Genomic DNA, 24,176 nt, shown 5'->3' on the forward strand with positions numbered 1-24,176 from the left:
TATGAAGATGAAGTTTTTATTTACCTTTTTAAGTTTGTGTTTTTCAACCCTTGTATTTTCTCAAGAAAAATTTGATATTTTTTTCGATTTCAATAAGGATATTCCAAATGAAAAATCGGCACTTGAATTGCAAAAATGGATTACCGAAAACGACCATGCACAAGTCCTCAAAATTTATGGGTATTGTGATAGTGTCGACGATAATTCCTATAACAAAGAATTGGCTTTAAAACGAATTCAATCGACTTTAAAAACGTTGACCGAGAATAAAATTCAAATTAGTAAAAGTATCGAGCTAATTCCGTTCGGAAAAGATTTCAAACGTTCATTAATTCAGGAAGAGAATCGTAAAGTGACTTTGTTTTATGAGTTACTAAAATTGCCTGTCAATAATGTTGGAAATGAAGAAATTCCTACAATGGGTGACATCACTGCAAAAATCGAAAGAGAAAGAGCTACTTTGGCATCAAAATTCGCAAAAGCTAAAATAGGAGATATCATCACTATTGAAAATATTTACTTTCAATTGGATACCGACAAAATCATCGAGAAATCACGACCAATTCTGAACGAGTTGTACGAGATAATGCGCAAAAATCCGAAACTAAACATTAGAATCAACGGGCATATTTGTTGCAATGTCGAAGCCACAAATAGTAAATTATCTTCGCAACGTGCCATTGCCGTTAAAGCTTTTTTATTAGAAAAACAGATTCATTTCTATCGTTTATCGTATAAAGGCTTCGGAAGTACAAAACCAATATTCGAAATTCCAGAAAAGAATGAAAAAGAGCGCTTGGCCAATCGTCGTGTTGAAATTGAAATTGTAGCAAATTAAATAAGCAAAAAACTTTAAACTTTTTTACCCTGAGCTTGTCGAAGGGCTAACTTCTTGCTATCTTTGCCGCACAACAACACTAACTACTTTTATGAGTTCTGATACTTCAAAACGCTATGCCATGCGCGGTGTTTCTGCTTCAAAAGAAGATGTACACAACGCTATCAAAAACATTGATAAAGGATTATTCCCGAAAGCTTTTTGCAAAATTGTTCCCGATTATTTAACCAATGATGATGATTATTGCTTAATCATGCACGCCGATGGTGCGGGTACTAAATCGTCATTAGCCTATATGTATTGGAAAGAAACCGGGGATTTATCTGTTTGGAAAGGCATCGCACAAGACGCTTTAATCATGAATATTGATGATTTGTTATGTGTTGGTGCAACCGATAATATTATGTTGTCTTCCACCATTGGTCGAAACAAGAACTTAGTTCCCGGTGAAGTCATTTCAGCAATTATAAACGGAACAGAAGAATTAATTGAAGAATTAAAATCTTTTGGTGTCACCATCCATTCTACCGGTGGAGAAACTGCCGATGTAGGGGATTTAGTACGAACTTTAATCGTAGATTCAACAGTAACCGCTCGTATGAAACGTGCCGATGTGGTCGATAATGCCAATATTCAAGCTGGTGATGTGATTGTAGGTTTAACGTCTTTCGGTCAGGCCAAATACGAGAACTCATATAACGGCGGAATGGGAAGTAACGGATTAACATCGGCACGTCATGATGTTTTTGCTAAATACCTAGCCAACAAATACCCAGAAAGTTTCGATGCTTCGGTTCCTTCCGAATTAGTGTATTCTGGTAATGTAAAATTGACGGACAAAGTAGAAAATTCTCCTATCGATGCAGGTAAATTAGTGCTTTCGCCAACGAGAACATATGCGCCAATTATTAAGAAAATACTAGAAAAATATACACCAAACGACATTCACGGGATGGTGCATTGTAGTGGTGGAGCACAGACGAAAGTCTTACATTTCGTAGACAATGTTCACGTGATCAAAGATAATTTATTTCCAGTGCCACCTTTGTTTAAATTAATTCAGGAGCAATCTGGAACCGATTGGAAAGAAATGTATCAAGTATTCAATTGTGGACACCGTATGGAAATTTATGTTCCTGCCGAAATTGCAAATAATATCATCGAAATATCTCAATCTTTTGGGGTCGATGCGCAAATCGTGGGTAGAGTGGAAGCTAGTGCTACTAAAAAGTTGACCATCCAATCGGAATACGGTATTTTTGAATATTAGAAGCTAATCCTGCTGTTCGCTGTATCTTTTCTAGTTCATTTCGAGTGCCTCAATGAACTATAAAAGGATGTCGCTTCCATCAGGGCTAAAAAATAAAACTATGTACGAACTACTTTTCTGGAAATACCTCGATGAGGTGTATTTGAATCATCATTTGGTTTACGAATCATTATTGGATAACGAATCGGTGGAAGGTTTGGAAGAATTGCCTGTTCAGGTGATTTTGAACCGAATTACTTCCGTTTTTTCCAAATGGGAAAAAGTAGACGAATACAGTTTTAAAAATAACGAAGGAGTTGGTGCTTTTCATATTATCACTACTCCACAAAGTATTCAAATCAATTGCTATGGTACCGAAGGGAAAACCATGAATAAATTGTGTGAAATAATGGAAGAATTCAAGTGTCCGTTATACGATCCACAAGTACCGCAACGTTATGATGAAATGGCGGAATAAAACGTCAGTTCAATTGATAGAGTAAACTCTATTGAGAACAAGTTAAATTAATGCTACTTCAAAATGAGTTTTCAATTTCAATTTTCAGAAAATTATATTCTCGAATCCGAAATAGTTCGTTTAGAACCATTAGAGCAATCACATATTCCAAGTTTGCTTACCTATTCTTTACACCAACCAGAAATATGGAAATTTTCTTCCATTGCTGCCATTGGTGAAGAGAATTTTAAGAAGTATGTCCAAATTGCTTTAGACCAAAGAGAAAAGTTGATAGAGTATGCTTTTGTGGTGTATGACAAACGCACTAATGAATATGCCGGAAGTACTCGTTTTTATGATATGCAGTTGCAAAATAAAACATTACAATTGGGATACACTTGGTACGGATCACAATTTCACGGAACTGGTCTTAACAAGCACTGTAAATATTTATTGTTAGAATTTGCCTTCGAAAAAATGGGAATGGAACGTGTGGAGTTTCGTGCCGATAATACGAACGAACGGAGCAAATCTGCCATGAAAAGTATCGGCTGTAAAGTAGATGGTGTGTTGCGAAAGAATATGCTCAAACTTGACGGTACAAGACGCGACAGCATTGTATTGAGTATTTTGCGCGACGAATGGTTTGATGAAGTAAAAGAGAATTTGAAGCAAAAATTATAAGTTAAAAACACGATTATGATAATCAATCCCAAAATAGGAATAGATCAGCTCGTTTTCGGTATGAAGCAAAACGATGTGGTTGCTTTATACGGTAAGCCTAGCAAACAATTTAAAGACGAAGACGATAACATCATTTATTTGTATAATGAGAAGAAGTTACGCTTGACGTTTTATGAAGATGAAGATTTGCGTTTGGGGTACATTATTTCTTCCAATCCAGAATTGACTTTGTTTAATGAGGAAATAATTGGAAAGCAGATTGCAAAAGTAGAAGCACTTTTAAAAGCCAAAAATTTTAAAGCCCTAGAAATTGAAAGTTTCGATTCGGTCGATAATTATTTTAACGAAAGCAATTGGATGATTTTTCAAGTAGAGTACGATGAAATTATTCGTTTCGAATTAGGAGCCGTTTTTAACGATAAAGAAGATGAGTTTGATTGGAAATTTAAAGGGAAATAAGTCTCACAAAAGAATTTATGATTTCTTGATCTAGAAATAAAAAAAATGACAACAACTACAACACAACAAACAGAAGTAGTTTTAATTGGCGCCGGAATTATGAGTGCCACACTAGGATTACTACTAAAAGAATTACAACCCGATCTTAAAATTCAAATTTACGAGCGATTGGATATGGCTGCTGCCGAAAGTTCTGATGCATGGAATAATGCTGGAACGGGTCACGCCGCCTTTTGTGAATTAAATTATACGCCCGAATTAGAAGACGGAACGATTGAAACCAAAAAGGCTCTAAAAATTACGGAATCATTTGAGGTATCACGTCAATTTTGGTCGTATTTGGTTGAAAAAAACTTGCTTCAAAATCCAGAAAATTTTATCAAAGCAGTGCCGCATTTAAGCTTTGTTTGGGGCGATGAAAATGTCGAATACTTGCGAAAAAGGTTTGAAGCCTTACAACAATTCCATCTTTTCAAAGAAATGGAATATACCGAAGATATAAATCGCGTGAAAGAATGGGCGCCATTAGTCATGGAAGGTCGAAAAAGCAAAGACAAAATTGCAGCCACGTCAATGAAGTACGGAACGGATGTCAATTTTGGAGCTTTAACGAGAAGTATTTTTAAACATCTGGAAACGCTAGAGGGTGTGAGTCTACATTTCAACCATGAAGTACGAAAGTTAAAAAAGAAAGAAAACCTTTGGCGTATTAAAGTGACCGATTTAGCAAGTGGAGAAAAGAAAAGAATTTTCACTCCTTTTGTGTTTATTGGTGCTGGAGGAGGTTCTTTATTGCTGTTGGAAAAAGCTAATATTCCGGAAGGAGAAGGTTATGGAGGTTTCCCAGTAAGCGGACAATGGTTAAAATGTACCAATCCCGAAGTGATTAAAAAACACGATGTAAAAGTGTACGGAAAAGCTTCGGTTGGAGCGCCACCAATGTCGGTTCCTCATATCGACACGAGAATGATTGATGGTGAAAAAGCATTACTTTTTGGTCCGTATGCTGGATTTTCGACAAAATTTTTAAAGAATGGCTCTTATTTTGATTTAATCAAATCGATTGAGCTTGACAATATAAAACCGATGTTGGGTGCTGGAATCAAAAATATTCCGTTAACGAAGTATTTGATAGAACAGGTTTTTCAATCCTCTAACGATAGAATGAAAGCCTTGAAAGAATATGTACCTTCTGCCAAAAAACAAGATTGGGTTTTGGAAACCGCAGGACAGCGCGTTCAGGTGATCAAAAAGGATAAAGAAGGCAATGGAGTGCTAGAATTTGGTACTGAAGTGGTGTGTGCGGCTGATGGTTCCTTGGCTGTTTTATTAGGCGCTTCACCTGGCGCTTCTACGGCGACTTCTATCATGTTGGAATTATTGACCAAATGTTTTCCGGAAAAAATGAAAAGCACGCCTTGGCAAGAGAAACTCCAAAAAATGATTCCATCCTATGGGAAATCACTGAATGATCATCCGGAACTAGCCAATCAAATCAGAAAAAAAACAAACGAAGTCTTAAAATTGAAAGTGGAATAAGCATTTTTAGTTACTTTTGCACTTTAAAATGCGTTAGGGGTTGAAATGAAAATCCTGTCATTGCGAGGTAACGAAGCAATCTGACAGATTGCAATGTAAGACCCGACCCGAGCAAAAAAAATAGTTTTTTCAATCGAATTAGTTGTTTGCGAGGGAACGCCCAAAGAAATAAGAAAATGATATTACCAATTGTAGGATATGGTGATCCTGTATTACGTAAAGTAGGCGAAGAGGTAGCTAAAGATTATCCAAATTTAAACGAGACGATTGCTAACATGTACGAAACCATGTACAATGCTTGTGGAGTAGGTTTAGCTGCCCCTCAGGTTGGATTAGCAATTCGATTATTTATTGTAGATTGTGAACCGTTTAGTGATAGTGATGATGTTTCTGAAGAAGAAGCAGCACAACTTAAAGGTTTTAAACGTACTTTTATTAATGCCAAAATGCTCAAAGAAGAAGGAGAACTTTGGGGTTTTAATGAAGGGTGTTTGAGTATTCCAGATGTACGTGAAGACGTGTACCGAAACGAAAAAATTACATTGGAATACTATGATGAGAATTTTACTAAAAAAACGGAAGAATTCGACGGACTAATTGCACGTGTGATTCAGCACGAATACGACCATATTGAAGGAATTTTGTTTACCGATAAAATATCTACTCTTAAAAAGACGTTGATTAAAAAGAAGTTACAAAACATTATGGATGGTAAAGCAAGACCTGATTATAGAATGCGTTTTGTACCTAAAAAAAGATAACAATTTTTTCCAACGAATAGTAAACAATAGTATATTTGCTACCGAAATTTTTGGGATTTATAAAAAAATATAGATAAAATGAACTTAGAAAGAATATTAGCCATTTCAGGAAAGCCAGGTTTATATGCTTTGAAAATGCAAACAAGAACTGGTTTCGTTGCAGAATCATTAATGGATGGAAAAAGAATTACAGTAAGTTTACGTAGTAACGTAAGTTTATTGTCTGAAATTTCAATGTATACGTACAACGAAGAAAAACCTTTGGCAGAAGTAATGAAGGCAATTGCAGCTAAAGAAAACAACGGTCAAGCACCAAATTTAAAAGATGATAAAGCAGCATTAACCGCTTATTTTGTGGAAGTACTTCCGGATTATGATCAAGACAGAGTGTATGCTTCAGATATTAAAAAAGTATTAAATTGGTACAATATTTTACAAGCTAAAGGTTTACTTACTGCTGAAGAACCTTCTACAGAAGATAAAAAAGTAGAAAAAGTAAAAGCTACCACTGAAGCAAAACCTAAAAAAGTAGCGGCTCCTAAAAATGCAGGAACAGCAACTGCTAAAAAGGCACCAGCTCCTAAAGCAACAAAATCAACTAAAAAATAGTTGATTGCACCAAAATATAAATCCCGCATTTGTCATTCGAATGCGGGATTTTTTGTTATTTAGTATTTCGAAATTAAAAATATGAACACACGCCAACAACAACTAGATGCTTTCGGTCGGTTATTAGATATCATGGATGATTTGCGTTCCAAATGTCCGTGGGATAGAAAACAAACCTTAGAGTCATTACGCCATCTTACTATTGAAGAAACTTATGAACTAGGAGATGCGATTTTGAATAATGATTTGAATGAAATTAAAAATGAGTTGGGCGATTTGTTATTGCATATTATTTTTTATGCCAAAATAGGTTCTGAAAAAAACAGCTTTGATATGGCCGATGTGGCCAATGCCATTTGTGATAAATTAATTCACCGTCACCCACATATTTATGGCGATGTAGTTGTGGCCGATGAAGAGGAAGTCAAACAAAATTGGGAAAAATTAAAACTGAAAGAAGGAAAAAAATCGGTTTTAGAAGGTGTTCCTAATGGTTTGCCAGCCCTAGTCAAAGCCAGTCGCATTCAAGACAAAGTAAAAGGTGTCGGATTTGATTGGGAAGAACCGCACCAAGTGTGGGACAAAGTACAAGAAGAATTACAAGAACTTCAAGTGGAAGTGGCTGCAGGTAATCAGGATAAGATCGAAGCCGAATTTGGCGATGTATTGTTTTCGATGATTAATTATTCTCGCTTTTTAAATGTAAACCCAGAAGATGCGCTAGAACGCACCAATAAAAAATTTATCAAGCGTTTTATGTATTTGGAAAGTAAAGCGGTCGAATTAGGTAAAAACTTGTCCGATATGACCTTGGCTGAAATGGATATTTTTTGGGAAGAAGCGAAGCGATTACCATAAAATTGTAATTAGAAAATCAAAGATTTTCAAATTCCCAAATTGGGAAGAAGCGAAGCGATTGTAATTTCCAGTTTAAAAAGTTATGAAAAAAATTATAGGCTTTATTTTACTGTTTTGTATTACAACAATACAGGCACAAGAAAAGGATTTTGTTTTAGGAAAAATTGCAACCCTAAAATCTACGGTCTTAAATGAAGATAGAAAACTCAATATCTATTTTCCTGCAGGATATGACGCTACTACTAGTTATCCGGTAATTTATTTATTAGACGGTTCGGCCGATCAAGATTTCATTCACATTGTTGGAATTGTGCAATTTGCGAATTACGATTGGATTAACATGCTTTCTAAATCGATTGTTGTTGGCATCGAAAATGTGGATAGAAGACGCGATTTTACCTTTCCGACCACTATCGAAAAGGATAAGCAAGATTTCCCTACTACCGGAGGTTCTGAAAAATTTATCACTTTTTTAGAAAAAGAATTGCAACCGTATATTGAACAGAAATACAAAACAACAGCTTCTAAAACCATTATCGGACAGTCTTTGGGCGGACTATTAGCCACCGAAATTTTATTCAAAATGCCAAGGTTGTTTACCAATTATATTATTGTAAGTCCAAGTATATGGTGGAATAAACAATCCTTATTTGCTGTTGCTCCTGAATTTGCGAATACCAATTTTAATCAGAAAACGAAAGTTTTTATTAGCGTAGGTAAAGAGGGTAGTGTCATGGAAAAAGATGCTAAAAAATTATATGAAATGGTAAAGAAGAATGGCAAATCTATAGATAGTCATTTCCATTATTTTAATGACAGTAGCCATGCCGATATATTACATTTGGCTGTATATAAAGCGTTTGAAACCTTAAAAATATGAGACCACCGTATTATGCCGTAATTTTTACATCGGTTCGGACAGAAATTGAAGAAGGCTATTCGGAAATGGCCGACTTAATGCTTACTTTAGCCCAACAGCAAGAAGGATTTTTAGTTATTGAATCAGCTAGGAGTGAAGTAGGTATTACCGTTTCGTATTGGAAGGATTTAGAGTCGATTCGAAAATGGAAACAAAATCTAGATCATCTGGTCGCGCAACAAAAAGGTCGCGAACAATGGTATAGTTCTTACACCACTCGTATTTGTTTGGTAGAACGTGAGTATAGTTTTGAAAAATAATTGGAATAGTTTTTGATAAAGGATAGTTGTGAAAAAAATAATTTTACTTGTCGTTTTATTACCATTGATTGGTTTTTCTCAAGAAGGAAAGCCCATAAAATCTATAGCCATACCTAGTGCTGATTTGCCAAAACCTGACATAAAGCCTGAAACAACGGCTAATGCGCCACAATATTCGATTTCAAAACCTTTTGAACCTAAATTGTTCAAAGTCCCACCACGAGTCTATGGGGCGCCAAAAGAGGAGAGTAAAGTATCGATGACTCCCAAACAAAGTGATTTGAATGTTGGAAAGCAATTTGCAGAAAAAATAAATAAAGCCAATACTCCCAAAAAAGAAGGAAGCGAAGACCCGAAAGCGTTTCGTAGAAATCAATATTTTGGAGAATACAAAACTGAATCGGCTACCATTTCAATTTCCTATAGAGATTTCGGTGAAATTGATGCGGATCGCGTTAGAATTTGGTTGGATGGAAAAGTAGTTTCAGATATAATTGAATTGGAAGCCGATACTAGAAAAGTATACATTGGATTGTTAATGGGTATTAATCACATTGAAATTGAAGCATTAAACGAAGGAGTTTATACACCTAATACTGGAGAATTTGGATTCTTTGATGAAAATAAACAAATGATTGCTGGAGATAAATGGGGATTAGCAACAGGTTTTAGGGCCACATTCAATATTTTAAGAGTAGAAAGAGGAGCATTAAAAAATGAATAAAATAAATAATCCCAGCAATTAGCTGGGATTATTGTTTAAACGTTTTCTACTATTTTATTGGTATCGTAACCAAAAAGATGATCTTTTTTAATTAATTCGGCAATACCTTCTGGAAGCATTTTTTCCCAGCCCGGTTTCCCTTTGCTAATCATTTTAAGTACTTCTCTCGAGAATATTTTTAAATTTTCGCGATCATAATCGGTAATATCTATTACTTTTCCGTTGTAAGCGAAGAATTTATAAAGCTCTTTCATTCTAGGGTGTACCTTCAAGTTTTGAGACGTTAAGAGTGTTCCGTCTTCATCTTCCATTGGATATAAATACACTTTCATATCGCGATAGAATAATTTTCCGAAGGCTTCTAAAATACCACCACTTAAATGACGGTAGTATTTTTCATCAAAGATGTCGACTAAGTTGTTTACTCCAAGGGTAATTCCCATTCTTTCCTTGGTGTAATTAGAAAAATATTCCACCACTTTATAATATTCTTGGAAGTTGGAAATCATTACGGTTTGTCCAAGTGAACACAGTAATTCGGCTCTGTCCATGAAATCTCTTTCATCAATTTCTCCATCAGAACGTAAATTCGATAAAGTAATTTCAAAAATAACCAAGGTATTTTCCTTTTTCACCTTGTTTTCATCGACAAACATTTCTAACGATTTCTCGTACATGTCCATATTTACTTTGGTCACCGGACGAAAACTTCCGCGTAACGCTAAAATGTTCTTTTTGTATAAAACGGCGGCCGGTAAAATATTTTTTCCATTTGGATCAAACATTACGGCGTCGGTCATTCCATTTTTTACCAACTGTAAACTCATCAATCGGTTGTCAACTTCTGCAAAACGTGGTCCTGCAAAGTTAATCGTATCAATTTCTAACTGATCTTGATCAATATGGTCGTATAAATATTTCAATAATCGTTTCGGATCGTTGTATTTATAAAAAGCGCCATAAATTAAATTCACTCCTAATTTACCAAGGGTTTCTTGTTGTAATTTAGCGTCGGTTTCTTTAAATCGAATGTGAATTAAAATTTCGTTGTATTCTTCATCCGGTTCAATTTGGTATTTTATTCCAACCCAACCATGACCTTTGTATTGTTTTGCGAAATCGATTGTAGCCACTGTATTGGCGTAACTAAAAAACATTTTTGACGGATGTTTTTCACGTTTTAAACGCTCTTCAATTAGTTCTACTTCATGATTTAACATTTTACGCAAACGATTTTCGGTCACATAACGTCCATCATCTTCAATACCATAAATCGCATCACTAAAATCTTTATCGTAGGCTGACATTGCTTTTGCAATTGTTCCCGAAGATCCTCCAGCTCTAAAGAAATGACGAACCGTTTCCTGACCCGCACCAATTTCAGCAAAAGTACCGTATATGTGTTCGTTAAGATTGATTCTTAGTGCTTTATCACTAATAGAAGGGATTTGTTCTATTGCTCTGTCTCCTTTAAGAACAATCTCATTTTTAAGATCTTTCATCTTTAAATATTAAATACCTTGCAAAGGTAGTGAATGACTTATTTTTTATCAAATATTATTTACTTTTGTGTAAAAAGCTTTTCAATTGAACATTTATTTTTTGGGTACTGGTACTTCACAAGGCATTCCTGTTATAGGAAGCGATCATCCCGTATGTCATAGTCAAGACTCAAAAGACAAACGTTTGCGAGTATCGGTTTTAATTTCTTGGGGAACACATTCTTTTGTGATCGATTGTGGTCCTGATTTTCGTCAACAGATGCTCACTTCAAATTGTCCCAAAATTGATGCCATTTTTTTTACGCACGAACATTCCGATCATACTGCTGGTCTAGATGATATTCGGCCGTTTTTTTTCAGACAGGGTGAAATCCCGATTTATGCGCACCAGAGGGTTTTATTGAATTTGGAAAAAAGATTTAATTATATTTTTGAAACCGAAAACAGATATCCCGGAGCGCCTGGTGTATTTCCAATTGAGGTAGTCAATAATGAAAATATTGAAATTGAGGACAAGCAAATCATTCCAATTAATGCCTGGCACGGAAATCTTCAAGTGTTCGGGTACCGATTTGAAAATTTTGCCTACCTAACGGATGTTAAAACGATGGATGCCGAAGAAATACTAAAATTGAAAGGATTGGATGTTTTGGTAATCAATGCCTTGCGAGATGACCCACATCCTACACATTTTAATTTGCAAGAAGCATTAGATTTTATACATTTGGTGCAGCCTAAAAAGACCTATTTAACTCATATTAGTCATACGTTTGGGTTTCACGAAGAAGTGCAAAAAAGACTACCTAAAAACGTGTTTTTAGCTTACGATAATTTACAAATAACAATATAAAATATTATGAAGAAACTACTTTTATACGGATTCATTTTTTCAGTGTTGATGAATATTTTTCAATTGATGTATTCTACTAAGAAATTCAATCACGACAATGATGTGAACACGAAATATAAAGCGAAAATAAAAGATACAATTGCTAAAATTGTAGCCGATAAAGAAGAAGGCGATTATTTTTCGTTACTGCACAACGATAAAGCATTTGATTATTATGAAGGAAAGGATATCCCGAAATTAATGGATCAAATCAAAGAACAACTAAATGAAATGAATACTGCTTCTGGTGGAAATAAATTAATTCCGTACGATGAAATGGTAATTAATAAAGTTCGTTTTTTAAATCATCGTTGGATTATTGCCGATTTTACCGGACCTTCTGGATGGGGTGAAGTGATTTTAAAATACTTTGTAGAAGCAGATGGTAAAGTAACTATCGAAACCGCCGAAACATTAATGTACCCACAACAATAATTCTATATTAAAAAGAGTTAAGTGATAATCATCGCTTCTCGTTTAATTTAATGGCATAAAACTTGACTAATTAGTTTGCTGGGATATCAATTAATTGTACTATTTATTGATTTTCAGTAAGATGACTATTGTTTATGTAATATCTTTGTATTGCAGGTAGTCAATGTTTAATGACAAAATGACCTAAATTTTATATGTCTCAACAAAAAATACTTACACTTGACACTTTGTCACTTCAGGAATTAGACCATGAAGCCGATTTAATTCCGTTAATGACTCCCGAGGATGAGGAGGAAATGAATAATGAAGAATTGCCTTCCGATTTAGCGATTCTTCCGTTACGAAATACTGTTTTGTTTCCTGGTGTTGTAATTCCGATTACTGCCGGTCGTGATAAATCGATAAAACTATTAAACGATGCTAATGCATCAGATAAAATTATTGGCGTTGTTTCTCAAATCAATGAAGAAGACGAAGATCCGGACGAAACCCAAATTAACAAAGTGGGAACAGTTGCTCGAATTCTTCGTATTTTAAAAATGCCCGACGGAAATGTTACTGTTATTCTTCAAGGGAAAAAACGATTTGAAATAGATAAAGTCACTACGACAGAACCTTACATCAGAGCTTCCATAAAAGAAGTGGAAGAAGTACGACCAGCCAAAAAAGAAAAAGAATTTTTAGCGATTATTGATTCTGTTCGTGAGTTGGCTATTGAAATTATTAAGGAAAGTCCAAACATCCCTACGGAAGCTACTTTTGCTATTAAAAATATTGAAAGCAATTCTTTTTTGGTAAACTTCGTGTCTTCCAATATGAATCATCTTTCGGTAGTTGAAAAACAAGAATTATTAGAAATTAATAATTTAAAAGACAGAGCTTTAGCCACGCTGAAACATATGAATGTCGAACTTCAAAAATTAGAATTGAAGAATGATATTCAATCGAAAGTACGTTTTGATTTAGATCAGCAACAACGTGAATATTTCTTACAACAGCAAATGAAAACCATCCAAGAAGAATTGGGAGGAAATTCGACTGAGCAAGAAATTGAAGAAATGCGCAAAAAAGCGAAAACCAAAAAATGGGAGGAAAAAACAGGGGAGCATTTTGAGAAAGAACTTCAAAAATTGCAACGTACCAATCCGAATTCTCCAGATTTTGGAATCCAACGCAATTATTTAGAGTTGTTTTTAGAATTACCATGGAATGATTACTCTAAGGATAATTTCGATTTGAAACGCGCTCAAAAAATATTAGACCGCGACCATTTTGGTTTAGACGATATTAAAAAACGTATTATAGAACATTTGGCGGTATTGAAGTTACGTAACGATATGAAATCGCCTATTTTGTGTTTTACAGGTCCTCCAGGTGTTGGTAAAACTTCCATTGGAAAATCAATTGCCGAAGCTTTAGGTCGTGAATATGTGCGAATGTCATTGGGAGGTTTGCGTGATGAAGCAGAAATCCGTGGGCATCGTAAAACCTATATTGGAGCCATGCCAGGTAGAATTCTTCAAAATTTAAAGAAAGCGAAAACGGCAAATCCGGTATTTATTTTAGATGAAATAGATAAATTGTCCTCAAGCAATCAGGGTGATCCCTCTTCTGCATTGTTGGAAGCACTAGATCCAGAACAAAACAAGGAATTTTATGATAATTTCCTTGAAATGGGCTTCGATTTGTCGAAAGTAATGTTCATTGCTACTTCTAATAATATATCGGCAGTGCAACCTGCGCTTCGTGACCGCATGGAAATTATTACCATGTCGGGTTATACCATTGAAGAAAAAATAGAAATTGCAAAACAGCATTTGGTGCCAAAACAAATTAAAGAACACGGATTGACACCAAAGCAATTTGTAATTGGTAAAAAACAAGTCGAAAAAATTGTTGAAGGATATACTCGTGAATCGGGCGTTCGTGGTTTGGAAAAGAAAATTGCCCAAATGGTGCGTAATGCTGCTAAAAGTATTGCTTTAGAAGAAGAATACAACGTAAAAGCGACTGATGAAGATGTGGTTACTGTTTTAGGTGCCGCTCGAATGGAACGCGACAAATATGAAAATAATGAAACTGCTGGAGTAGTTACTGGTTTGGCTTGGACAAGTGTGGGTGGCGATATTTTATTTATTGAATCTATTATTTCGGAAGGAAAAGGAACATTAACTTTTACTGGAAATATGGGAACAGTTATGAAAGAATCGATCACTATTGCGATGGAATTTGTAAAAGCGAATGCCAAACAATTAGGAATTTCTCCTGAAATATTTACCAAATACAATATTCACGTTCACATTCCAGAAGGAGCCACTCCTAAAGACGGTCCAAGTGCGGGAATCGCGATGTTGACTTCTTTGGTTTCTTTATTGACTCAAAAGCGTGTGAAAAAGAATATAGCCATGACGGGAGAAATTACGCTTCGTGGTAAAGTATTACCGGTGGGCGGAATAAAAGAAAAGATTTTAGCAGCCAAAAGAGCTAAAATCAAAGAAATCATTCTTTGCGTGGAAAACAAACGTGATATAGATGAAATCAAAGCCGATTATATTAATGGTTTAACCTTTCATTACGTATCTGAAATGAGCGAAGTTTTAGAACTGGCCATCACAAAAGATAAGGTCAAAAATGCAAAAACATTATAAATTAAAAACGGCTAAAATATTTAGCCGTTTTTTTTGTAAAAAATAATATCTTCGCCCTTGCGTTATATAGAAAACGCAATTTTGTATTAATGCACAAGAAACTAACTTTTCTATTACTCTTTTCTACCGTTATTACTGCCTATTCACAAATAGGAGGGGAAAGTGTGTACCGTTTTTTAAACTTGGTTTCTTCACCCAGACAAGCCGCTTTAGGGAGTAAAACGATTACATTATATGATTATGATGTAAATCAACCGTTGTATAATCCAGCCTCCATTAACGAAGAAATGGATGGGAAATTGGCTTTAAATTATGCCAATTATATCGGAGATGTGAGTTACGGGACGGCTTCGTATGCTTATACTTACGATAAGCATGTCAATACTTTTCATGGCGGTATTACCTATATTAATTATGGAAAGTTTGATGGTCGTGATGAAGAAGGTAACGCTACTGGGACTTTTTCTGGAAGTGAAGCAGCCCTTTCATTAGGCTATGCCTATAATGTACCCTATACCAAATTACATCTTGGCGCCAATGCAAAGATAATATCATCCACTTTAGAAAATTATCAATCTTTTGGAGTAGCTGCCGATATTGCCGCCTCTTATATTGATGATAAAAATGATATTAATTATGCGCTGGTTGTTCGTAATTTTGGAACACAGATAACCACATATAGTGGTACCAGAGAAAAATTACCCTTTGAAATCATTGCCGGAATTTCACAAGAATTAGAAAACGTTCCTGTTCGTTGGCATATTACAGTAGATAATTTGCAAAAATGGAAAGTGGCTTTTTCAAACCCAGCACGTAGCGAAGAAACGATAGATGGAGAAGTGGTGGAAGAAAAAGTGAGTTTTTTAGGAAATGCTTTTCGACATGTAATTGTAGGTGCCGAAATTATGCCGAAACGTGCCATTAGTTTTCGTTTGAGTTATAATTTCCGTCGTGCTGCCGAATTGAAATTGTTAGAGCAACGTACTTTTGCTGGAATTTCAGGTGGTTTCGGAATTCGTTTCGGGAAATTTAGATTCGATTATTCGTATTCAAGATACAGTTTGTCAGCCAATGCTTCCTTATTCGGATTAATGATTAATTTATAAGATGTCAGAAAAAATCACCATAGCCATAGACGGATATTCCTCAACAGGAAAAAGTACTTTAGCCAAACAAATTGCTAAAACATTAGGCTATGCTTATGTAGATACCGGAGCGATGTATCGTGCGGTGACTTTATTCGCTATGCAAAACGGATTTATAGATGAAGTAGAGTTATACAAAGAAGAACTAATCAAAAATTTATCCAAAATTCAATTGCGTTTTCAGTTTAATCCTGATTTGGGTTTTGCCGAAATGTTTTTGAATGATGTGAATGTTGAAAAACAAATCCGTTCGCTTGAAGTTTCTAATTTTGTGAGTCAAGTGGCCGAAGTTTCGGAAGTCCGTGCCATGTTGGTCAAACAACAACAAGAAATGGGTAAGGAAAAAGGAGTTGTGATGGATGGTCGTGACATCGGGACGGTTGTTTTTCCCGATGCCGAACTTAAAATTTTTATGAATGCCCGACCGGATGTGCGCGCCCAACGCCGTTTTGACGAACTAAGCGAAAAAGGACAATTGGTTTCTTACGATCGCGTTTTGGAAAATGTATTGCAACGCGATTATATCGATACTCACCGTGAGGATTCTCCTCTGGTAAAAGCAGAAGATGCTATTGAAATTGATAACTCTGAACTCTCCCGAGAAGAGCAATTTAAAAAAGTACTGGAGTTAGTTAATAACATTTAAGTTAAAACTATTTGTAGATTTAATTTTATTATTAGATTTACCACCCTTTTTAAACCAAACAAAAACCAAATCAAAATTATGAATATTAAATTTAGACTAACCGTAATGAGTTTCCTTCAATTCTTTGTGTGGGGAGCGTGGTTAATTACTGTAGCCAATTATTGGTTCGGTACAAAACAATGGAGTGGTGCCGAATTTGGAGCCATTTTCTCTACTCTAGGAATTTCTTCTATCATCATGCCAGCCATTACAGGTATTGTAGCCGACAAATGGGTGAATGCAGAAAAATTATATGGTGTTTTGCATATTTTAGGAGGTTTAGCCTTGCTTTACATTCCTCAAGTCGATAATCCAACTACTTTTTATTGGGTCATTTTTGCGGCGATGATGTGTTATATGCCAACGATTTCGTTGTCCAACTCGGTAGCTTATAATATTCTGAAAGAAAATAAATTTGATGTGGTTAAAGTATTTCCTCCTATTCGTGTTTGGGGAACTATCGGATTTATTGTTGCAATGTGGATTACGAATCTAACTGGAAATAAGGCATCTTATAATATGTTTTATTTGTCAGCTTTTGCAGCTTTTGCATTAGGGATTTATTCTTTTACACTGCCTAAATGTCCACCACAGAAGCTAATTTCAGAAGATGCTTCATTCGGAGAGAAATTCGGATTGAGTGCTTTTAAATTATTTGGAACTTACAAAATGGCATTGTTCTTTATCTTTTCAATGTTCCTTGGAGGCGCTTTACAGTTAACCAATATGTATGGTGATGTGTATTTGTCAGAGTTTGCGAATGTTCCTGAGTATGCCGATTCTTTTGTGGTAAAATATTCGACTATCATTATGTCGATTTCTCAAATCTCAGAAACTTTATTCATTTTAGCGATTCCATTTTTCTTGAGAAAATTCGGAATTAAGCAAGTAATGTTGATATCAATGTTGGCTTGGGTATTGCGTTTCGGACTGTTTTCTTTCGGAAATCCAGTAGATGGATTGTGGATGATTATTTTATCGTGCGTCGTTTACGGAATGGCCTTCGATTTCTTTAATATTTCAGGATCGTTGTTCGTAGAAACGACTACAAGTCCTAAAATTCGTTCGTCTGCTCAAGGATTGTTTATGATGATGTCTAATGGTTTCGGAGCTTTCTTTGGTGGATTGATTAGTGGTGTTGTTATTGATACCTTTTTTACTAACAATGGAGTAAGAGACTGGCACGGCATCTGGTTAGCGTTTGCAGGATACGCTTTAGTAATTGCGATTGCTTTTGCGGTGTTGTTCAAACACAAACACGATCCTAAAGACGTGGAGAGTGTGAGTCATTAATAAACAAATATAAAAATTATTTAACCCTTTTAGAAATCAAATTCTGAAAAGGTTTTTTAGTAGAATACATTATAATTTTATTTCAATTACCATTATAATAGCCTTTATTCTTTTCTCTATTTTCTTTTTTCTGTAATCTATTTGGTAATTAAGAAATTATGACTAATTTTGCACACCTTTTGGTGGAGAAGCGTTTCCTTTAGGGTTCAATCATTTATGTAAAACACTTCTGTAATTTTCTATCACTGTCAGAAACGCAAGAAAATACAGAATACAAATTTTTATCAGACATGTCTGAAACATTAAAATCACAAGAACAGTTTTTAGCAGATTTCAACTGGCATAACTATGCCGAAGGTATTGATGCAGTTGATGCAAAAAACTTACAAGAATTTGAAGATTTAGTAGCGAAAACTTTCATCTCTACAGATCAAGAAGAAGTAGTAGAAGGAGTTGTAGTAAGAATTACTGAAAGAGATGCTATCGTTGATATCAACGCTAAATCGGAAGGTGTTATTTCTTTAAATGAATTCCGTTACAATCCAGGTTTAAAAGTTGGTGATAAAGTAGAGGTTTTAATTGACGTTCGTGAGGACAAAACAGGTCAATTAGTATTATCTCACCGTAAAGCTAGAACTATTAAAGCTTGGGATAGAGTAATTGCTGCAAATGAAACTGGCGAAATCGTTAACGGTTTTGTTAAATGTCGTACTAAAGGTGGTATGATCGTTGATGTATTTGGTATCGAAGCTTTCTTACCAGGTTCTCAAATTGACGTTAAACCAATCCGTGATTACGATCAATATGTAAACAAAATGATGGAATTCAAAGTTGTGAAAATCAACCATGAGTTCAAAAACGTTGTTGTTTCTCACAAAGCGCTTATCGAAGCGGATATTGAAGTACAGAAAAAAGAAATCATTGGTCAATTAGAAAAAGGACAAGTATTAGAAGGTGTTGTTAAAAACATTACTTCTTATGGTGTGTTCATTGACTTAGGTGGTGTAGATGGATTAATCCACATTACTGACCTTTCTTGGTCTAGAATCAATCACCCAAGTGAAGTTCTTGAATTAGATCAAAAATTAAACGTTGTAATCCTTGATTTCGATGATGAGAAAACAAGAATCCAATTAGGTTTAAAACAATTAAACGCTCACCCTTGGGATGCATTAGATGCTAAATTAGCAGTTGGTGACAAAGTAAAAGGTAAAGTGGTTGTTTTAGCTGATTACGGTGCTTTCATCGAAGTTGCTGAAGGAGTAGAAGGTTTAATCCACGTTTCTGAAATGTCTTGGTCTACACACTTACGTTCGGCTCAAGATTTCGTGAAAATTGGTGATGTTGTAGAGGCAGTTATCTTAACTCTAGATAGAGAAGAAAGAAAAATGTCTTTAGGTATCAAACAAATGACACAAGATCCATGGACAGATATTACATCTAAATACCCAGTAGGTTCTAAACATACAGGTACTGTTAGAAACTTCACTAACTTCGGAATTTTCGTAGAATTAGAAGAAGGAATTGACGGTTTAGTATATATTTCTGACTTATCTTGGTCTAAGAAAATCAAACATCCATCTGAATTCATCAATGTTGGTGAAAAATTAGAGGTTGTTGTATTAGAATTAGACGTTGAAGCTCGTAAATTATCTTTAGGTCACAAACAAACTACAGCTAACCCATGGGACAAACATGAAGATGCTTTCGCTGTTGGAACTATCCATAACGGAGTAATCGCTGAGATTGTTGACAAAGGTGCTACTGTAGATTTCGGAGATGATGTTGTTGCGTTTATCCCAACGCGTCACTTAGAAAAAGAAGACGGTAAAAAATTGAAAAAAGGCGATGCAGCTGATTTCAAAGTTATCGAGTTCAACAAAGAATTCAAAAGAGTTGTAGCATCACATACAGCTATTTTCCGTGAGGAAGAAGAAAAACATGTGAAAGCTGCTGTTGAAACTTCTTCATCTAACAACAACGCACCAGCGTCTACGTTAGGAGATAACAACGACATTCTTGCTGAATTAAAAGCTAAAATGGAAAAAGGAGAGAAAAAATAATTCAACCCTTTTTTAAATATAAAGCCCCACAGTAATGTGGGGCTTTTTTAATTACCTGAAAGTTAGTACTCTATATTTGGAAGTAAAATTTTGTTAAAAAAACACAATAATAGTAAGCAACCCTTACCGAGTTTCTTCATCTATTAGAAAACAAACCCCATGAAAAAATACTTATTATTTTTCTTTTTTTACTGCATCGGACTGAATGCACAAATTATTAATTTCCCGGATGCGAATTTTAAAGCGAAGTTGTTGCAAGCATCAACAAGTAATCAAATTGCTAAAAATGGTAGTGGGATTAGTATTGTAATCGATAGTAACGGTAATAATGAAATAGAAAGAAGCGAAGCATTATTGGTTTACCAATTAAACGTTTCTAATGCTGCAATTTCAAATTTAAATGGTTTAGAAGAGTTCTTAAACTTAAGAATATTAGATGTTCAATTTAATTTATTTTCCACCTTAGATATTTCCACAAATCATTATATAGACGAAATTGACTTTAGTAATAATCCCAATTTAATTTATGCTAATTTAAAAAATAGCGTTATTGGTTATGTATTTGGACCTCCTATGCCTGGTGTACCTTTACAATATATATATAGTATACGTTTTTCAAATTGTAATAGTCTTCAATATGTATGTATAGAAAATAATGAACCCGCAATTGTTCAATTTAATGATCTGGCTATAATGAATTACGGTTATACCAATTGTCACATTAATTCCTATTGTTCCTTCGTTCCAGGAGGTACTTTTTACAGCATTCAAGGGAATAATAAATTTGATTCTAACAATAATGGATGTGATGTTTCAGATATAGTTTATCCTAATTTAGAGTTTAATATTACTGATGGATCAAATGTTGGAAGTTTAATTTCTAATTTTACAGGAAATTTTAATATTCCAGTTCAATCTGGAACATACACGATAACTCCAGTTTTTGAAAATCCAAATTATTTTACGGTTGCTCCACCAAATCTTGTTGTAAATTTTCCAACACAATCGAGTCCATTTGCGCAAAATTTTTGTGTTACACCAAATGGAGTTCACTCCGATGTTGAAATAAGCATTTTACCAATTGATAATGCTAGACCTGGTTTTGATGCCAGTTATAAAATTGCGTTCAAAAACAAAGGAAATCAAGTGGAAAACGGTAGTGTTAATCTAACTTTTGAGGATGCTAAAATGGATTTTGTTTCTTCCAATCCAGTTTTCAATAGTCAAGCTACAAATCATCTAACTTGGAATTACAGCAATTTACAACCTTTTGAAACCAGAATGATTGATTTGATTTTCAATATTAATTCACCAACTGAATCTCCAGCGGTAAATGGTGGGGATGTTTTAAATTATACATCATCTATTACTTCAGTTGCAACTGATGATTTGCCAAGTGACAATACGTTTACCTTAAATCAAACTGTTGTCAATTCTTATGATCCAAATGACAAAACCTGTTTAGAAGGTGCCACTATTCCACCAAGTAAGGTAGGGGATTATGTGCATTATATGATTCGTTTTGAAAACAATGGAACCGCCAATGCACAAAATATTGTAGTGAAGGACATGATCGATTTGACCAAATTTGATAGTAATTCTTTGGTGCCAATAAAAGGAAGTCATTCGTTTGTAACCAACATTACTGCAGGTAACAAAGTAGAGTTCATTTTTGAAAACATCAATCTGCCTTTTGATGATGCCAATAACAATGGTTATGTGGCCTTCAAAATCAAAACAAAACCTACTTTGGTTTTAGGAAATACTTTTAGTAATACGGCTAGTATTTATTTCGATTATAATTTCCCAATTGTTACCAATACCGCTACGACTACCATTGCTGCATTAAGCCGACAAGATTTTGAATTTTCAAATTACTTTAGTGTGTATCCAAATCCAGTTAGTAATGTTTTAAATATTACTGCTAAAGAAACTATAGAAATTAATTCCATCAATATTTACAATACATTAGGTCAATTGGTTTTGGTTATTCCAAATGCAGAGAATATAAAAGTGGTTGATGTTTCTAGTTTGACTTCAGGGAACTATTTCATCAAAATAAATTCGGATCAAGGAACCTCAAATACGAAGTTTATAAAACAGTAATCATACATTACAATTTATATTTACCACGAATACACGAATGAATTTTATTTGTGTACTCGTGGTTTTTAATTATTGGTTAAATTGAGAATTCAATACCTAATTTATAAGCACTTTAATTTCTTAAATAACTTATATGCTTATATTGAAATAAAAATTATAAATTTGTTACCCAAACACAACTAACTACAATGAGTCAAAAAACTTTGCTCACAGCTACTGAAGTCAATATCATACTTCATCGTTTGGCTTGTCAACTCATAGAAAATCACCTCGATTTTAAAAACACGGTTCTGATTGGTATTCAGCCAAGAGGCGCGCAATTGGCTACTCGTTTAAAGCAAATTTTAGCAGAAGAATACAAGGTTACTGATGTTTCCTTAGGTTTTCTTGACATAACTTTCTTTCGAGATGATTTCCGTCGTGGAGAAACCTTAGAGGCCAACAAAACCCAAATCGATTTCTTGGTGGAAAACAAAAAAGTCATTTTTATTGATGATGTCTTGTATACCGGAAGAAGTATCAATGCGGCGCTTTCAGCGATTCAATCTTTTGGACGACCAAGCGAAGTCGAACTGTTAGTGCTAATCGACCGACGTTTTAGCCGCCATTTGCCCATTCAACCCGATTATAGAGGAAGACAAGTGGACGCCATTAATAACGAAAAAGTTGTAGTGAAATGGAAGGAAACTTCCGGAGAAGACTCAGTAGAATTAATTACAAAGTAAGATGAAGGAATTAAGTGTAAATCATTTATTAGGAATCAAATACATCACAGAAGAAGATATTCAACTTATTTTTGAAACCGCCGACCATTTTAAAGAAGTGATTAATCGTCCCATCAAAAAAGTACCTTCGCTTCGAGATATTACCATTGCCAATATATTTTTTGAAAACAGTACGAGAACGAAACTTTCTTTCGAATTGGCTCAAAAAAGACTTTCCGCCGATGTGGTAAATTTTGCCGCCTCGAGTTCATCGGTTACCAAAGGAGAAACATTAATTGATACGGTAAACAATATCCTTTCGATGAAAGTGGATATGGTGGTGATGAGACATTCTTCGCCAGGAGCCGCTGTCTTTTTGTCTAAAAATGTAAATGCGAGTATTGTCAATGCTGGAGATGGAGCTCATGAGCACCCGACACAAGCTTTGCTAGATGCTTATACCATTCGCGAAAAGTTAGGGGATGTAGCAGGGAAGAAAGTGGTGATTGTGGGAGATATTTTGCACTCACGTGTGGCTTTATCTAACATCTATGCGCTACAAAAATTAGGAGCACAAGTCAAAGTGTGCGGACCAAATACGTTGCTTCCAAAATACATTAACGAACTTGGAGTGACAGTTGAGCCAAATTTACGTAAAGCACTGGAATGGTGTGATGTGGCTAACATGCTTCGCGTACAAAACGAACGCTTAGATATGAGCTATTTTCCAACTACTCGAGAGTATGCTATGCAATATGGAGTGGACAAGCAATTACTTGATTCTTTGAACAAAGAAATCGTAATCATGCACCCTGGACCTATAAATCGTGGAGTTGAAATTACTTCAGATGTAGCCGATTCTAAGCAATCAGTTATTTTAGAACAAGTTGAAAATGGGGTAGCAGTGCGAATGGCAGTAATTTATTTATTGGCTTCGAAAATCAAGCAATAAACACTATTTTTGTATAAAGCGAATACAATGAAAGTAGATCATAAAGGACATACAACAATTATAAAAGATACAGAAGGTAACACGGAAGCTTTTTTAAAGAAGCTAACGGATCAATACAATTCTTTTAAGGAAACGAATCTTATCCTGGATATCACACATGATAAATCAGTAGATATGGATGGGATTAAACTTTTTAAAGAGTTGTCTAAAGTCCATAAAAAAGCAAAAAAATCATTTGTAATTGTGGCAGATGAAATTGATTTTAATAAAGTTCCTTCTTCTTTGTTAGTGGTTCCAACGTTATTGGAAGCACATGACATAATCGAAATGGAAGAAATTGAAAGAGATTTAGGATTTTAATATAATCTTATTGTATAAAAAAAACCACGCTTTTCGC

24 protein-coding genes are annotated in these 24,176 nt (G+C 34.8%); 23 read left to right on the plus strand and 1 reads right to left on the minus strand.

Annotation, left to right across the window (positions count from 1 at the left end):
• Positions 1 to 7 precede the first annotated feature (7 nt).
• The 12 genes from EQG63_RS10675 (at position 8) to EQG63_RS10730 (ending at position 9,357) form a co-directional block, all read left to right on the plus strand.
• Positions 8 to 838 carry an OmpA family protein gene (locus tag EQG63_RS10675; RefSeq protein WP_164974501.1) on the plus strand — a complete coding sequence of 277 codons (831 nt, stop codon included), beginning with the start codon at positions 8 to 10 and terminating at the stop codon, positions 836 to 838.
• A gap of 91 nt (positions 839 to 929) precedes the next feature.
• Entirely contained in the window at positions 930 to 2,108 is a 1,179-nt protein-coding gene (locus tag EQG63_RS10680) for an AIR synthase related protein (protein WP_129436367.1), read from the plus strand.
• Positions 2,109 to 2,208: 100 nt separating this feature from the next.
• Positions 2,209 to 2,565 carry a hypothetical protein gene (locus tag EQG63_RS10685; RefSeq protein WP_129436368.1) on the plus strand — a complete coding sequence of 119 codons (357 nt, stop codon included), beginning with the start codon at positions 2,209 to 2,211 and terminating at the stop codon, positions 2,563 to 2,565.
• A 63-nt stretch (positions 2,566 to 2,628) separates the two neighbouring features.
• Entirely contained in the window at positions 2,629 to 3,228 is a 600-nt protein-coding gene (locus EQG63_RS10690) for a GNAT family N-acetyltransferase (protein WP_129436369.1), read from the plus strand.
• A 15-nt stretch (positions 3,229 to 3,243) separates the two neighbouring features.
• Positions 3,244 to 3,687: a hypothetical protein gene (locus EQG63_RS10695; RefSeq protein WP_129436370.1), complete on the plus strand. Its 444-nt coding sequence runs from the start codon at positions 3,244 to 3,246 to the stop codon at positions 3,685 to 3,687.
• Positions 3,688 to 3,732: 45 nt separating this feature from the next.
• Positions 3,733 to 5,226 carry a malate:quinone oxidoreductase gene (locus EQG63_RS10700; protein ID WP_129436371.1) on the plus strand — a complete coding sequence of 498 codons (1,494 nt, stop codon included), beginning with the start codon at positions 3,733 to 3,735 and terminating at the stop codon, positions 5,224 to 5,226.
• A 176-nt stretch (positions 5,227 to 5,402) separates the two neighbouring features.
• On the plus strand, positions 5,403 to 5,987 hold the full coding sequence (def, locus tag EQG63_RS10705) for a peptide deformylase (RefSeq protein ID WP_129436372.1): 585 nt from the start codon (positions 5,403 to 5,405) through the stop codon (positions 5,985 to 5,987).
• Positions 5,988 to 6,065: 78 nt separating this feature from the next.
• Complete coding sequence (locus EQG63_RS10710; protein ID WP_129436373.1) at positions 6,066 to 6,596, plus strand: DUF5606 family protein; 531 nt, start codon at positions 6,066 to 6,068, stop codon at positions 6,594 to 6,596.
• A gap of 81 nt (positions 6,597 to 6,677) precedes the next feature.
• Complete coding sequence (gene mazG / locus EQG63_RS10715) at positions 6,678 to 7,454, plus strand: nucleoside triphosphate pyrophosphohydrolase (protein WP_129436374.1); 777 nt, start codon at positions 6,678 to 6,680, stop codon at positions 7,452 to 7,454.
• 82 nt (positions 7,455 to 7,536) lie between these two features.
• A complete protein-coding gene (locus EQG63_RS10720; protein WP_129436375.1) occupies positions 7,537 to 8,334 on the plus strand; it encodes an alpha/beta hydrolase in 798 nt (265 codons plus the stop codon).
• Positions 8,331 to 8,633, plus strand: a complete 303-nt coding sequence (locus EQG63_RS10725) for an antibiotic biosynthesis monooxygenase family protein (protein WP_129436376.1) — start codon at positions 8,331 to 8,333, stop codon at positions 8,631 to 8,633. Before EQG63_RS10720 ends, EQG63_RS10725 begins: the two co-directional genes overlap by 4 nt.
• 28 nt (positions 8,634 to 8,661) lie before the next feature.
• Complete coding sequence (locus EQG63_RS10730; RefSeq protein WP_129436377.1) at positions 8,662 to 9,357, plus strand: hypothetical protein; 696 nt, start codon at positions 8,662 to 8,664, stop codon at positions 9,355 to 9,357.
• A 35-nt stretch (positions 9,358 to 9,392) separates the two neighbouring features.
• On the opposite strand, the gene EQG63_RS10735 is transcribed toward EQG63_RS10730, so the two are convergent.
• Positions 9,393 to 10,859 (minus strand): TonB-dependent receptor, encoded by a 1,467-nt coding sequence (locus EQG63_RS10735; protein ID WP_129436378.1) that lies wholly within the window; start codon positions 10,857 to 10,859, stop codon positions 9,393 to 9,395.
• An 85-nt stretch (positions 10,860 to 10,944) separates the two neighbouring features.
• Between EQG63_RS10735 and EQG63_RS10740 the strand changes: the two genes are divergently transcribed.
• The 11 genes from EQG63_RS10740 to EQG63_RS10790 all read left to right on the plus strand — a co-directional run bounded on the left by EQG63_RS10740 (position 10,945) and on the right by EQG63_RS10790 (position 24,139).
• Positions 10,945 to 11,709 (plus strand): MBL fold metallo-hydrolase, encoded by a 765-nt coding sequence (locus EQG63_RS10740; RefSeq protein ID WP_129436379.1) that lies wholly within the window; start codon positions 10,945 to 10,947, stop codon positions 11,707 to 11,709.
• A 6-nt stretch (positions 11,710 to 11,715) separates the two neighbouring features.
• Entirely contained in the window at positions 11,716 to 12,183 is a 468-nt protein-coding gene (locus tag EQG63_RS10745) for a hypothetical protein (protein WP_129436380.1), read from the plus strand.
• Positions 12,184 to 12,377: 194 nt separating this feature from the next.
• A complete protein-coding gene (lon, locus tag EQG63_RS10750; protein ID WP_129436381.1) occupies positions 12,378 to 14,831 on the plus strand; it encodes an endopeptidase La in 2,454 nt (817 codons plus the stop codon).
• Positions 14,832 to 14,920: 89 nt separating this feature from the next.
• The gene (gene porQ / locus EQG63_RS10755; RefSeq protein ID WP_129436382.1) at positions 14,921 to 15,937 is read left to right on the plus strand and encodes a type IX secretion system protein PorQ; all 1,017 of its coding nucleotides are present in this window, start codon (positions 14,921 to 14,923) and stop codon (positions 15,935 to 15,937) included.
• A gap of 1 nt (position 15,938) precedes the next feature.
• Positions 15,939 to 16,622 (plus strand): (d)CMP kinase, encoded by a 684-nt coding sequence (gene cmk / locus EQG63_RS10760; RefSeq protein WP_129436383.1) that lies wholly within the window; start codon positions 15,939 to 15,941, stop codon positions 16,620 to 16,622.
• Positions 16,623 to 16,700: 78 nt separating this feature from the next.
• Positions 16,701 to 17,954, plus strand: a complete 1,254-nt coding sequence (locus tag EQG63_RS10765; protein ID WP_129436384.1) for a nucleoside permease — start codon at positions 16,701 to 16,703, stop codon at positions 17,952 to 17,954.
• Positions 17,955 to 18,244: 290 nt separating this feature from the next.
• On the plus strand, positions 18,245 to 20,017 hold the full coding sequence (gene rpsA / locus EQG63_RS10770; RefSeq protein WP_129436385.1) for a 30S ribosomal protein S1: 1,773 nt from the start codon (positions 18,245 to 18,247) through the stop codon (positions 20,015 to 20,017).
• Between the two features lie 159 nt (positions 20,018 to 20,176).
• Positions 20,177 to 22,123 carry a DUF7619 domain-containing protein gene (locus tag EQG63_RS10775; RefSeq protein WP_129436386.1) on the plus strand — a complete coding sequence of 649 codons (1,947 nt, stop codon included), beginning with the start codon at positions 20,177 to 20,179 and terminating at the stop codon, positions 22,121 to 22,123.
• 188 nt (positions 22,124 to 22,311) lie between these two features.
• A complete protein-coding gene (gene pyrR / locus EQG63_RS10780) occupies positions 22,312 to 22,848 on the plus strand; it encodes a bifunctional pyr operon transcriptional regulator/uracil phosphoribosyltransferase PyrR (RefSeq protein ID WP_129436387.1) in 537 nt (178 codons plus the stop codon).
• Between the two features lies 1 nt (position 22,849).
• Positions 22,850 to 23,779: an aspartate carbamoyltransferase catalytic subunit gene (locus EQG63_RS10785; RefSeq protein ID WP_129436388.1), complete on the plus strand. Its 930-nt coding sequence runs from the start codon at positions 22,850 to 22,852 to the stop codon at positions 23,777 to 23,779.
• Between the two features lie 27 nt (positions 23,780 to 23,806).
• Entirely contained in the window at positions 23,807 to 24,139 is a 333-nt protein-coding gene (locus tag EQG63_RS10790; RefSeq protein WP_129436389.1) for a ribonuclease Z, read from the plus strand.
• The last annotated feature ends 37 nt before the right edge of the window (positions 24,140 to 24,176 follow it).

Source organism: Flavobacterium amnicola, assembly GCF_004122165.1.
GTDB lineage: Bacteria > Bacteroidota > Bacteroidia > Flavobacteriales > Flavobacteriaceae > Flavobacterium > Flavobacterium amnicola.